This window comes from Streptomyces sp. NPDC042371, from assembly GCF_056437465.1.
This window is the reverse complement of sequence record NZ_JBWKAP010000005.1, coordinates 337,003-349,343: the sequence shown is the minus strand read 5'-3', so window position 1 is coordinate 349,343 and position 12,341 is coordinate 337,003. Positions and strand designations below refer to the sequence as shown.

At 71.0% G+C, this 12,341-nt stretch carries 9 protein-coding genes; 6 read left to right on the top strand and 3 right to left on the bottom strand.

Annotation, left to right across the window (positions count from 1 at the left end; translation table 11 throughout):
* Positions 1–224 precede the first annotated feature (224 nt).
* The 3 genes from AC068B_RS17610 to afsR all read right to left on the bottom strand — a co-directional run bounded on the left by AC068B_RS17610 (position 225) and on the right by afsR (position 3,962).
* Complete coding sequence (locus AC068B_RS17610; RefSeq protein WP_478672429.1) at positions 225–392, bottom strand: hypothetical protein; 168 nt, start codon at positions 390–392, stop codon at positions 225–227.
* Between the two features lie 197 nt (positions 393–589).
* Positions 590–772, bottom strand: a complete 183-nt coding sequence (locus AC068B_RS17605; protein WP_478672428.1) for a sigma-like protein — start codon at positions 770–772, stop codon at positions 590–592.
* 211 nt (positions 773–983) lie between these two features.
* Positions 984–3,962 carry an SARP-family global regulator AfsR gene (gene afsR, locus AC068B_RS17600; protein WP_478672427.1) on the bottom strand — a complete coding sequence of 993 codons (2,979 nt, stop codon included), beginning with the start codon at positions 3,960–3,962 and terminating at the stop codon, positions 984–986.
* Positions 3,963–4,298: 336 nt separating this feature from the next.
* On the opposite strand from afsR, the gene AC068B_RS17595 reads away from it, so the two are divergent.
* From AC068B_RS17595 to AC068B_RS17570, 6 genes are all read left to right on the top strand, one after another.
* Entirely contained in the window at positions 4,299–5,528 is a 1,230-nt protein-coding gene (locus AC068B_RS17595; RefSeq protein WP_478672724.1) for an amidohydrolase family protein, read from the top strand.
* Between the two features lie 316 nt (positions 5,529–5,844).
* Entirely contained in the window at positions 5,845–6,753 is a 909-nt protein-coding gene (locus tag AC068B_RS17590) for a TIGR03619 family F420-dependent LLM class oxidoreductase (RefSeq protein ID WP_478672425.1), read from the top strand.
* 80 nt (positions 6,754–6,833) lie between these two features.
* Entirely contained in the window at positions 6,834–7,619 is a 786-nt protein-coding gene (locus AC068B_RS17585) for an SDR family NAD(P)-dependent oxidoreductase (RefSeq protein WP_478672424.1), read from the top strand.
* A gap of 140 nt (positions 7,620–7,759) precedes the next feature.
* Positions 7,760–8,887 (top strand): LLM class flavin-dependent oxidoreductase, encoded by a 1,128-nt coding sequence (locus tag AC068B_RS17580; protein ID WP_478672423.1) that lies wholly within the window; start codon positions 7,760–7,762, stop codon positions 8,885–8,887.
* A 189-nt stretch (positions 8,888–9,076) separates the two neighbouring features.
* Complete coding sequence (locus tag AC068B_RS17575) at positions 9,077–10,816, top strand: N-acyl-D-amino-acid deacylase family protein (RefSeq protein WP_478672421.1); 1,740 nt, start codon at positions 9,077–9,079, stop codon at positions 10,814–10,816.
* Positions 10,813–12,288: an aldehyde dehydrogenase family protein gene (locus tag AC068B_RS17570; RefSeq protein WP_478672420.1), complete on the top strand. Its 1,476-nt coding sequence runs from the start codon at positions 10,813–10,815 to the stop codon at positions 12,286–12,288. Before AC068B_RS17575 ends, AC068B_RS17570 begins: the two co-directional genes overlap by 4 nt.
* Positions 12,289–12,341 lie beyond the last annotated feature (53 nt).

Genomic DNA, 12,341 nt, shown 5'->3' with positions numbered 1-12,341 from the left:
TGGCCGGAGCCGTAGCGCCGACCTCGCACAGCTCCGGCCCATGCCCTTTCGGCCCGTCCAACCGGGGTGCACTCCCGCGTGCCCCGGTGCCGTGAGGGCGCGTGTGCGCCGGTACGTGGAGGGGAGCCGCTGCGCCGGCGCGCACACGCGGCCGCCGCCGATACCGGCGCCCCACGCCTCGGCGGCGGCCGCCCGTCGCGCGGACCGCGGGCGGCCCGGACGCGTCAGTCCGTGGGCGGAGCCGGGATGTGGCTGTCACCCAGGATGGAGGCGGTGTGGCCGTCCTGCGGCGGAGCCGGTATATGGCTGTCGGCAAGTGCCGGTGACGCCGTGGCGCCTGCGGTCGCGGCTGCTATGGCCAAGGCGACGAAGATCTTCTTGGTGCGTGTCATTCCAGCTCCTCTGAAGAGGCGGACATCCAACGCCGTATGACCCTAGCGAGGGGTGCGGTTGAATGTTCGATTCCGCTGATCGCTCGGGCGCGGCACCATATGCTGCACCTTTTGCCCTTTTCCAGCCCGGACATGCGTCGGCCGCGACGGCTCCCCCTCCGCGCCGCCGCGGCCGACCCCCGTCGGGAAGAAAGTTCTTAGGCGTCCTTGGCCGGCGGCGCGGGGATGTGCCCATCGCTCTGGGTGGTGGCGCCGCCGTCCTTCGGAGGGGCGGGAATGTGCCCGTCGTGCTTGGGGGCGACCTTTCCGTCCTTCGGCGGGGCGGGAATGTGGCCGTCGCCCATGGTGGTGATGTTCTCGTTCGACGTGGCGTCGCTCATGGCGGACAACCTCCTGAGGTTGACGGTTCGCTGGGGCAGAACGCCCGTTCGGCAACTCCCCCGAGGGTCGCCGAACGGGCGTTCCAGGGCCGCTCACCCTATCTGTGGGGCCCAGTGCGACCCGTCTGCCCCCCGACGCGACGGATCGTTGAGTAGAGAGTGGCAGTCGGCCATAAACGTTCGATGAACGCCTCGGGCGGGCGCGGAAGCCTCAGGCGGCGGCCACCGGCGACAGGAGTGCCCTGACTTCTTCGGCTTCGGGCGCACGGGCACTGTCGTGAATGGTCAGGGCCTCGCGCCAGCAGGCTCGTGCCCGGTCGACCTGCCCGATGGTGTCGAGAGACCTGCCCAAAAGTGTCAGAACATTGGCACGCATCCAGTCCCCGCCGACACAGCCGGTGCTGAGCGCTTGCTCCGCGTGCTGGGCAGCCTGGGCCGGGCGCCGGGCCGAGAGATGGACCTGGGCGATCCGGAAGTGCGTCGTCCCCTCCCACAGGCGCTGACGGACTTCGGCGAACACCCGCAAGGCTTCGTTGAGCTCCACGAGTGCTTCGGTGTGATGCCCGGCGTCACTGAGGGCGATACCCAGCGCGCTCCGCGCGTTGGCGAGCCGGAAGTTGTAGCCCAGGTCGTCGTAGATCGACATGCCCTGACGGGCGAGCTCGATGGCCTTCGACGTCCGGCCGTTCGCGGCGAGCACGCGCGACAGATTGCACAGGGCACTGGCTTCGCCGGCCCGGTTGGCGTCCGCGCGGAACTCTTCGATGGCCTTGAGCAGATAGGCCTCGCTCGCGGCCTGCTGGTTGACGCAGTACGCGATGATCCCCTGCTCGTTCAACGCGTTGCCCGTGGTCCACGGGTCCTTGGAGACGGAGCCGAGCTCCACACCGCGAGCCAGTTCCTCCGACGCCTTCTCGAAGTGACCCACCTTGCTGAGCACTTGGGCGAGCGCGACCCTGGACTGGCCCTCGGCGAGGGAGTCCCCCAGCGCGGCGGCCGCGTCGCGCGCGGCGCAGGTGGCCAACTCGTACCGCAGCGAGCTGGCGCCGGACTCGGCCAGGTCTTTGGAGGCCAGCAGCAGCGAGACGGCCCGCCGCAACATCCCCGCCCCCAAAGACTGCTGCACGCACGCCAAGATGCACGCCGCCTCGGAGTGCAGCCAGTCCAGCGCCTTCGTGTCGTCGCTGAAGTCCTGGCCCGCGTGTTCCGTGCGCTCCAGGTGGTCCACCGTGCGGTCGCCGGGGCGTTCGATCGCGTAGACCCGGGCCGCGGAGGCCAGGTAGAAGTCCAGGAGGCGGGAGAGCGCCGCGTCCCGTTCGCCGGGGGGCTGCTCGTCGCGTTCGGCGCAGGCACGCGCGTAGAGGCGGACGAGGTCGTGGTAGCGGTAGCGGCCGGGGGCCGCGGATTCGACCAGGGACGTGTCGACCAGGGACTCCAGGACGTCTTCCGTCTCGTCCAGGGAGAGGTCGAGGACCGCCGCGGCTGCCGCGAGGGACAGGTCGGGGCCGTCCGCGAGGCCGAGGAGGCGGAACGCGCGGGCCTGGGCGGGCTCCAACTGGCCGTACCCCAGCTCGAACGTCGCCTTGACCGCGAGGTCGCCCGCCTGGAGCTCGTCGAGGCGGCGCCGCTCGTCCGCCAGCTTCGCCGCGAGCGTGGAGACCGTCCAGGTGCGGCGGGCCGCCAGCCGGGAGGCCGCGATGCGGATGGCGAGCGGCAGGAAACCGCACGCCGCCACCACGTCGAGGGCGGCCTCGCGCTCCGAGGTGACCCGCTCCTCGCCGACGATGCGGGTGAAGAGGAGAAGGGCCTCCTCGGGGGACATCACGTCCAGGTCCACCAGGTGCGCGCCCGCCAGGTCGACCATGCGGACGCGGCTGGTGACCAGGGCCGCGCAGCCCTCCATGCCGGGCAGCAGCGGACGGACCTGGGCCGCGTCGCGCGCGTTGTCCAGGAGGACGAGGACCCGCCGCCCGTCGAGGACCGAGCGGTACAGGGCCGCCCGCTCCTCCAGGGAGTCCGGGATCGCCGAGTCGGCCGTGCCGAGGGCACGCAGGAAGGCGCCGAGGACCGTCTCCGGCTCGGCCACCCGCGCGCCAGCGCCTTGCAGGTCCACGTACAGCTGGCCGTCAGGGAAGTGGGCGCGCGCGACATGGGCGACGTGGACGGCCAGGGTCGTCTTGCCGACGCCGCCGATGCCTGCCAGCGCCGAGACCGCCATCACGCGGCCTTCAGCGGTCGACAGGATGTCGCCCAGCTCGTCCACGAAGGACGCGCGGCCCGTGAAGTCGGGGACCGTCGCGGGGAGCTGCGCCGGGCGCACCACCGTCGTGGCCGGTTCCTGCGAGGGCACCGAGGGCTCCGCGAGGCCGGGGTCGGCCTGGAGGATGCGCTGCTGGAGCTCCTTGAGGCCGGGCCTCGGGTCGACGCCGAGCTCGTCGGCGAGCAGGCGGCGGGTGTCCGCGTAGACGGCCAGGGCCTCCGCCTGGCGTCCGCTGCGGTACAGCGCCAGCATCAGCAGCTCCCGCAGGCGCTCCCGCAGCGGGTGCGCCGCGGTCAGCGCGGTCAGCTCGGAGACCGCCTCCGCGTGGCAGCCCTGCTCCAGGTCCATGTCGAGGCGGGTCTCGACGAGCTGCAGGCGCCATTCGCCGAGGCGGGTGCGCTGCGTGTCCGCGTAGGGCCCCGGGACGTTGGCGAGGGGTTCGCCGTCCCACAGGCCGAGCGCCTTGTTCACCAGCGTCCGCGCCTGGCAGAGGTCGCCCGTGCTGCGGGCCTTCTCCGCCGCCGACCAGAGATCCTCCGCCAGGGCCAGGTCCAGCGCGCCGTCCGCGACCTGGACCGCATAGCCCCCGGACTCGCTGACCAGGACACCGGGCGGCAGCACCTTGCGGAGCCGGGACGCGTACGTACGTACCGCTGCCAGTGCCTGGGACGGCGGCTCTTCGCCCCAGAGGGCGTCGATCAGCTCCGAGGCCGTGGCCGTGCGGCCGTCGCGCAGCAGGAGGGCCGCGAGCAGCGCCCTCTGCTGCGGGGAGCCGGTGTTGAGCTGATCCGGGCCGTGCCACGCGCGCACCGGTCCGAGCACGCTGAAGCGCGACGTCGGGACCTCGGGGGGGTGCCCCTCGGTCCGCTCCCCGGGGGTGTTCCCCGAGGCCGGACGCCGCTGCTCCGGTACTCGCGGTACATCGACCATCGCTCCCCCTGCCGCCCTGCCGTTCCCAATCCTGCCGGTCGCGGGTCTGCCCGCCCGCGGTGGTGCGTAAGCCGCCGTGCGGCCCCTTCGGTCCTGCCGGGTTCTTGCTCCCCGCCAGTTTGCCTTGTTGATGGGGGATGCGTCAGCCGTGCGAGACGGCTCTCACAGGGTCCTCGCACGACCTTCCGCATCGCTTTCCCGCCACGACCGGCGCACGCAGCCCCCGCGTCACACCTCCGGCCGCCCCTCCGCCGCCCGGCATTCGCCCGCCATTCGTCCGCGCACGACTAGCTGACGGGTCGTCAGATCGGCGCTACCGTGGGCTCCATGGAGACCATGGAGAGCCCGGAGACCTTCCCGAAGATCATCTCGGTGGACGACCACACGGTCGAACCCCCCAACGTCTGGACGGACCGGCTCCCGTCCAAGTACCAGGACCGCGGCCCCAGGATCGTCCGCGCACCCCTGAGGGAAATGTCCTTCCTGGGGGGCAAGTTCGCCCCGGTAATGGGGGAAAAGGGCGAAGACGGACCCATTGGGGACTGGTGGATCTACGAGGATCTGCACCGCCCGCTCACCCGCCTCGACACGTCAGTCGGCTACGACAGGGACGAGATCAAACTGGAGGTGATCACGTACGAGCAGATGCGGCCGGGATCGTTCAGCGTGCCCGACCGGCTCGCCGACATGGACGTGAACCACGTCCAGTCCGCCCTCTGCTTCCCCACCTTCCCGCGCTTCTGCGGGCAGACGTTCACGGAGGCCAAGGACCGGGACCTCGGGCTCCTCTCGGTACGTGCGTACAACGACTGGATGGTGGAGGAATGGTGTGGGCCCGAGGCGGGCGGCCGCCTCATACCGCTCACCCTCATCCCGCTCTGGGATCCCGAGCTCGCCGCCGCGGAGGTGCGGCGCAATGCCGCGCGCGGGGTGCGCGCGGTCGCCTTCTCGGAGATTCCGCCCCACCTCGGCCTGCCGTCCGTCCACACCGACGCGTGGGACCCCTTCCTGCGCGCCTGCGACGAGACCGGCACGGTCGTCGCCATGCACATCGGCTCGTCCAGCAAGATGCCGTCGACCTCGGCGGACGCGCCGCCCGCCGTCGGCTCCACCATCACCTTCGCCAACTGCTGCTTCTCGATGGTCGACTGGCTGATGAGCGGCAAGTTCGAGCGCTTCCCGAATCTGAAGGTCATGTACGCGGAGGGCCAGATCGGCTGGATCCCGTACATCCTGGAGCGCGCGGACGTCGTGTGGGAGGAGAACCGCGGCTGGGGCGGCGTCGCCGACAAGGTCACGCGCCCGCCGTCCGAGCTCTTCGCCGAGCACGTCTTCGGCTGCTTCTTCGACGACGCGTTCGGCCTGCGGAACCTCGAATCCATCGGGGTCGGGAACGTCCTGTACGAGACGGACTACCCGCACTCCGACTCCACGTGGCCCAAGTCGCGGGAGGTCGGCGAGGCGCAGATGGGGCATCTGGCACCCGATGTCGTGGACCGCATCGTGCGGGGCAATGCGATTGAGCTGCTGGGTCTGACGAAGGCTGGCCTCTGGCCCGGCGTGTAGCCCGCCCGGCGCCCGGGCGTGGGCGGGGGCTTCTCCCTGTCGCCCTCCTTCGGCTCGAACAGGGCCGCCGCTTCGCGGCGGATGTCTCCCACCCGCCCGCCCGTTTGCCCCGCGACGTCCAGCGCAGGCAGGGGCGGGCGGTTTCCCCGGGCTCTCCTCCCTCCCTGCCCCTTGTCTGACGGGGCGTCAGCTACGACTATGTGTCCGTCCGTAGATGTGACGTTCCGTCAGATGTAGATGTACGTCGGAGAGAGGTGGGTGGGCCGTGAGTGGTGGTCCGGGGGTGGCGTTTCCCATAGGGCGGGTCGTCTATGGGATGCAGCTGCCCGTTCAGTCTCAGAGTTCCCTCTACGCCGAGCCCTGGGAGGCGGCCGCGGGCCCCGACGACCTCGTCGAGATCGCCCGCACCGCCGACCGCACCGGCTTCGCCTACATCGCGAGCTGCGACCACGTCGCCATCCCGCGCCGCCTCGCCGACGCCATGAGCACGGTCTGGTACGACCCCGTGGCCACTCTCGCCCACCTCGCCGCCGTCACCGAGAACGTCCGGCTGATGAGCCACGTCGCCATCGTGGGCCTGCGCCACCCTCTCCTCTCTGCCAAGCAGTACGCGACCCTCGACCGGCTCAGCGGCGGCCGGTTGATCCTCGGGGTCGGGGCGGGGCACGTGGAGGAGGAGTTCGAGGTGCTCGGCGTGGACTTCGCGCGGCGCGGGCCGATCCTCGACGAGACCGTCGACGCGCTGAAGGCGGCCCTCGGCCCCGAGGAGTATCCCGAACACCGGGGCGAGCGCTTCGACTTCAAGGACCTGGGGCAGCTGCCCCGCCCGGCCCAGCGTCACGTCCCCCTCTGGGTCGGCGGCTCCTCGCCCGCCGCCGTGCGCCGCGCCGCGACCCGCGCCGACGGCTGGCTGCCGCAGGGCGACCCGCGCCACAAGCTGCCCGCGCAGATCGCGCGGCTGGGGCGGTTGCGGGAGGAGGCGGGGATCGAGGAGCGCCTCGTCGTCGGCGCGATCACCGAGGCGCTGTACGTCGGTCAGCCCGGCTGGTCCGTGGGGCGCCGCACGATCACCGGGAAGCCGGACGCCGTCGCCGAGTCCCTGCGCGCGTACGGGGCGATGGGCGTCGACCAGATCCAGGTGCGCTTCCGCAGCCGGAGCCGCAGCGAACTCACCGACCAGATGGCGGCGTTCGCGGCGGACGTGGCCCCGCACCTCAACGAGTAGCGAGTAGCGAGCAGCGAGCAGAGGTCAGAGGTCAGTGACCAGATACCAGTGCCGATCGTGCCGAGAGCAGGGAGTACGCCATGGGCAAGCTGGACGGCCGCGTCGTCATCGTGACCGGCGGCGCACGCGGACAGGGCGAGCAGGAGGCGCGCCTCTTCGTGGCGGAGGGCGCCCGCGTCGTCGTCGCCGACGTGCTCGACGAGCAGGGCGAGGCGCTCGCCGCGGAGCTGGGGGAGGAGTCGGCGAAGTACGTCCACCTCGACGTCGGCGTGGAAGCCGACTGGCAGGTCGCGACGGCCGCCGCCAAGGACGCCTTCGGGAAGGTCGACGGGCTCGTCAACAATGCGGGGATCCTGCGGTTCAACGAGCTGTGCAGCACGCCGTTGGAGGAGTTCGAGCAGATCATCCGGGTCAACCAGATCGGCTGCTTCCTGGGTATCCGCACCGTCGCCCCCGAGATAGGCGCGGCTGGCGGCGGCACGATCGTGAACACCGCCTCCTACACGGCCCTGACGGGCATGGCGTACGTGGGTGCGTACGCCGCGACCAAGCACGCCATCCTCGGCCTCACCCGGGTCGCCGCCCTGGAGCTCGCGGGGCGGAACGTCCGCGTGAACGCCGTGTGCCCGGGGGCGGTCGACACCCCGATGACCAACCCCGCGCTGCTCGACCCGGACGCCGACCCGGTGGCGGCGAAGGAGGCGGTCGCGGAGCTGTACAAGAAGCTCGTGCCGCTCGGGCGGATCGGGCAGCCGCAGGAGGTGGCGGCCCTGGCGCTGTTCCTGACCGGGGACGACTCGGCGTACATCACGGGGCAGCCGTTCGTCATCGACGGGGGATGGCTCGCGGGGGTGAGCGTGGTCTGAGTGCCGTCCGAGCGCGCTCCGGATCACCTGACGTTGCGTCAGCTATTGACGCTCCGGCGACCCGGTGGAACAGTTCGACGCATCACGATCTGACGGGTCGTCAGAAACCGTCAGAACCTCACGAGGACGGTGAACCTCCCTTGGAATTCGGTCTCTTTGTACAGGGATACGTGCCCGCCGCGCGGGCCAAGGTCGACCCCGAAGCGGAGCACAAGGCGCTCATCGAGGAGACCGAGTACGTCATCCAGGCGGACAAGTCCGGCTTCAAGTACGCCTGGGCCTCCGAGCACCACTTCCTGGAGGAGTACTCGCACCTCTCCGCGAACGACGTCTTCCTCGGATACCTCGCACACGCCACCGACCGCATCCACCTCGGCTCGGGCATCTTCAACCCGCTCGCGCCCGTCAACCACCCGGTGAAGGTGGCGGAGAAGGTCGCGATGCTCGACCATCTCTCCGAAGGGCGCTTCGAGTTCGGCACGGGGCGCGGCGCCGGTTCGCACGAGATCCTCGGCTTCATGCCGGGCATCACGGACATGAACCACACCAAGGAACTCTGGGAAGAGACCATCGCCGAGTTCCCCAAGATGTGGCTGCAGGACGAGTACGTCGGCTTCCAGGGCAAGCACTGGTCGCTGCCGCCCCGCAAGATCCTGCCCAAGCCGTACGGGACGTCGCACCCGGCCATGTGGTACGCCGCCGGGTCCCCCTCCTCGTACGCCATGGCGGGCAAGAAGGGGCTCGGGGTCCTCGGCTTCAGCGTGCAGAAGGTCTCCGACATGGAGTGGGTCGTCGAGTCGTACAAGACGGCCGTCAAGGAGGCACAGGCGATCGGCGACTTCGTCAACGACAACGTCATGGTGACGTCCACGGCGATCTGCGCGGAGACGCACAAGAAGGCGGTCGAGATCGCGGTCAGCGGTGGCCTCAACTACCTCCAGTCGCTGCTCTTCCGCTACCACGACACGTTCCCGCGGCCCGAGGGCATCCCCGAGTGGCCCGAGCTGCTCCCCGAGTACACCGAGGAGCTCATCGAGCTGCTCATCGCCGAGGAACTGATGATCTGCGGCGACCCGGACGAGGTGCTCACGCAGTGCAAGCGGTGGGAGCAGGCCGGGGCGGACCAGCTCAGCTTCGGGCTGCCGATCGGGATCTCGCCCGAGGACACGAAGAACACGATCAAGCTGATCGGTGAGCATGTGATTCCGAAGATCGACACGGATCCCGTGCATCGCACGACGCGTTTCCGGCAGGCGGCCGGGGCGTGAACCTCTGAGCCACCCCGGCTTCCCCCTCCCGGACGGGAAGCCGGGGTCCTGCCGGACGGTGGGCGGTGTTTGGTTGCTGTCGCGGGGGCCTGCCCCCGGACCCCCATCCATCGCCCTTCGGGCTCGTCCTCAAGCGCCGGACGGGCTGGAACACATCTTCTGTCTGCCTCGGAAGGGGAACTCGTCGTCATGCTCGACCACCTCATCAAAGGCGCGACCGTCGTCGACGGGACCGGTGGGCCCGCTCGGGTCGCCGATGTCGGGCTGCGGGACGGGCGCATTGCCGTCGTCGCCGAGCCGGGTACCGTCGGCGAGGAGAGCCGGAGCAGCGAGGATGCCCGGGGGCGGGTTCTCACGCCCGGGTTCGTCGATCCGCATACGCACTACGACGCCCAGCTCTTCTGGGATCCGTACGCGACGCCCTCCCTCAACCACGGCGTGACCACCGTCGCGGGCGGCAACTGCGGGTTCACGCTCGCCCCGCTCCACCCCGACCGGCCCGGCGACGCCGACTACACGCGGCGGATGATGTCGAAGGTCGAGGGCATGTCGCTGGTGGCGTTGGAAGAGGGCGCGCCCTGGTCCTGGAGTTCGTTCGGGGAGTATCTGGACGCCCTGGAGGGGCGGGTCGCCGTCAACGCGGGGTTCATGGTGGGGCACTGTGCGCTGCGGCGGTATGTGATGGGTGAGGACGCCGTGGGCGGGCAGCCGTCCACTGAGCAGTTGGACGCGATGTTGCGCCTCTTCCACGAGGCGATGGACGCGGGGGCCTGGGGGCTCTCCACCACCCAGTCCTCCACCCACTCGGACGGCGACGGGCAGCCCGTCGCGTCACGGCACGCGCGGCCCGCGGAGCTGCTCGCGCTCAGCCGTGCCGTCGCCGAGCACGAGGGGACGCAGATCGAGGCGATCGTCGCAGGGTGTCTCGATCAGTTCAGTGACGACGAAATCGATCTGTTCGTGGAGATGAGCGCGGCGGCCGGGCGGCCCCTCAACTGGAACGTCCTCACCATCGACGCCGCCGTCCCCGAGCGCGTGCCGCGCCAGCTCGTGGCCAGTGAGCGCGCCCGCAAGGCCGGTGGCCGCATCGTCGCGCTCACGATGCCGATCCTCACGCCGATGAACATGTCGCTCGGCACGTTCTGCGCCCTCAACCTCATCCCGGGCTGGGGCGACGTCCTCGGCCTGCCCGTGCCCGAGCGGATCGCGAAGCTGCGCGACCCGGCGGTGCGGGAGGAGATGCTGCGGCGGGCCGGGAGCAAGGAAGCGGGGGTCTTTCGGCGGCTTGCTCGCTTTGATCGGTATGTCATTGGCGATACCTATTCCGTCGCCAACGAAGGGCTTACCGGGCGGGTGGTCGGGGACATCGCCGCCGAGCGGGGGCAGGAGCCGTTCCACTGCATCGTCGAGATCTGCGCCAACGACGAGATGCGGACCGTGCTGTGGCCGATGCCCACCGACAACGACCCGGACTCGTGGGCCCTGCGCGCCGAGACCTGGCAGCACGAGGACGTCATGCTGGGCGGCTCGGACGCCGGGGCGCATCTGGACCGGATGTGCGGGGCCCCGTACACGACCCGGTTCATCGGGGACTGTCTGCGCGGGCGGAAGCTGGTGGGTCTGGAGCAGGCCGTGAAGATGCTGACCGATGATCCGGCCCGGCTGTTCGGGCTGCGCGAGCGGGGGCGGATCGCCGAGGGGTACCACGCCGACCTCGTCCTCTTCGACCCCGAGCGCATCGACGCGGGCAAGGCCACCCTCGTACACGACCTGCCGGGCGACAGCCCGCGTCTGGACTCCAAGGCGATCGGCATCGACGCGGTCTGGGTCAACGGCGTCGAGGCGATCCGCGAGGACGTGGTGACGGGCGCCGTGCCGGGGAAGATCCTGCGGTCGGGGCGCGACACCAGGACGGTGAGCACCAAGTGAGCGCGGCCCGGCGGCTGTTCATCGGCGGTGAGTGGGTCGAGCCGGACGGTGGGCACTACGAGGTGGTGAACCCGGCCACCGAGGACGTCGTCGGGCTCGCGCCCGAGGCGAGCGGCGAGCAGGTCCACGCGGCGGCGTCGGCGGCCCGTGCCGCCTTCGCGGGCTGGTCGCGCACGACGCCTGAGGAGCGTGCCGGGATCCTGTCCCGTGCCGCCTCGATCCTGCGGCGCGACTTCGCGGCGCACGCCGAACTCGCGCGGGCCGAGAGCGGCGCCACGACGGCGACGGCGCGCGGGATGCAGGTGGCGGTGGCCGTGGCGCGCTTCGAGCGGTACGCGAAGGGGGCGCTGGAGCCGGTGGAGGCGGCGCTCCCGCCGCAGATCCACGAGGCGGGCCCCATGGGGAGGGCGGGCGTCGTGGGGGCGCTCGCCGTGCGCAGACCGGTCGGTGTCGTCACCTGCATCACCTCGTACAACAACCCCTGGGCGAACCCCGCGGGCAAGGTCGCGCCCGCTCTCGCCATGGGCAACACGGTGGTCGTGAAGCCCGCACCGCAGGACCCGCTGTCGGTGTACGGGATGGCGGCGGCGCTGGAGGAGGCGGGCGTCCCGCCCGGCGTGGTCAACGTCGTCTCCGGCACGGACTCGGCGGTCGGCGAGGCGGCCGTCGCCTCCCCCGACGTCGACATGGTGAGCTTCACCGGATCGACGGCCGTCGGGCAGCGCATCGGCGAGGTGTGCGGCCGCGACATGAAGCGGCAGCTGATGGAGCTGGGCGGGAAGGGCGCGGCGATCGTCCTGGACGACGCCGACCTGGATGCGGCGGTGGCGGGCATCGGCACCACGTTCTCCTTCTACAGCGGGCAGATCTGTACGGCGCCGACCCGCGTCATCGTCCAACGGGGCGTGTACGAGGCGCTGGTGGAGAAGCTCGCCGGGTACGCCGGACACTTGAAGGTCGGCGATCCGGCCGAGCGGGGCACGGTCGTCGGCCCGGTGATCTCGGCGGCGCACCGCGACCGCATCGAGGCGTTCGTGGAGGAGGGGCGCAAGGAGGGGGCGCGGGTCGTGGTGGGCGGCGAACGCCCGGCGTCGGACAAGGGCTTCTACGTCGCTCCGACCCTCCTCGCCGACTGCACGCACGACATGCGGGTGGTCCGCGAGGAGATCTTCGGCCCGGTGGTGGTCGTGGTCCCCTTCGACGCGGACAGCCCCGAGGAGGCCGAGGACACGGCGGTCGCCCTCGCCGACGACAGCGACTACGGCCTGATCGACTACGTGTGGTCGGGCGACGTCGCCCGCGCCTTCCGGGTGGCCCGCAGGCTCCGGTCGGGCGGCGTCGGCGTGAACACGATCGCCCGGAACATGGAGGCGCCGTTCGGCGGCTTCAAGAAGAGCGGAGTGGGCCGGGACGTCGGCTCGTACGCCTTGCACGCGTACAGCGAACTGCAGTCCCTCGTCTGGCCGGGGTGAGGGAGTGCCGCGGGGCCGCTTCCCCGCCCCGGGCGGGGAAGCGGCTGTCCGTC

Bases quoted from the DNA above. Each gene is read 5' to 3' on its own strand.
- AC068B_RS17610 (WP_478672429.1), bottom strand. From the start codon at position 392: ATGACACGCACCAAGAAGATCTTCGTCGCCTTGGCCATAGCAGCCGCG.
- AC068B_RS17605 (WP_478672428.1), bottom strand. From the start codon at position 772: ATGAGCGACGCCACGTCGAACGAGAACATCACCACCATGGGCGACGGC.
- afsR (WP_478672427.1), bottom strand. From the start codon at position 3,962: ATGGTCGATGTACCGCGAGTACCGGAGCAGCGGCGTCCGGCCTCGGGG.
- AC068B_RS17595 (WP_478672724.1), top strand. From the start codon at position 4,299: ATGGAGAGCCCGGAGACCTTCCCGAAGATCATCTCGGTGGACGACCAC.
- AC068B_RS17590 (WP_478672425.1), top strand. From the start codon at position 5,845: ATGCAGCTGCCCGTTCAGTCTCAGAGTTCCCTCTACGCCGAGCCCTGG.
- AC068B_RS17585 (WP_478672424.1), top strand. From the start codon at position 6,834: ATGGGCAAGCTGGACGGCCGCGTCGTCATCGTGACCGGCGGCGCACGC.
- AC068B_RS17575 (WP_478672421.1), top strand. From the start codon at position 9,077: ATGCTCGACCACCTCATCAAAGGCGCGACCGTCGTCGACGGGACCGGT.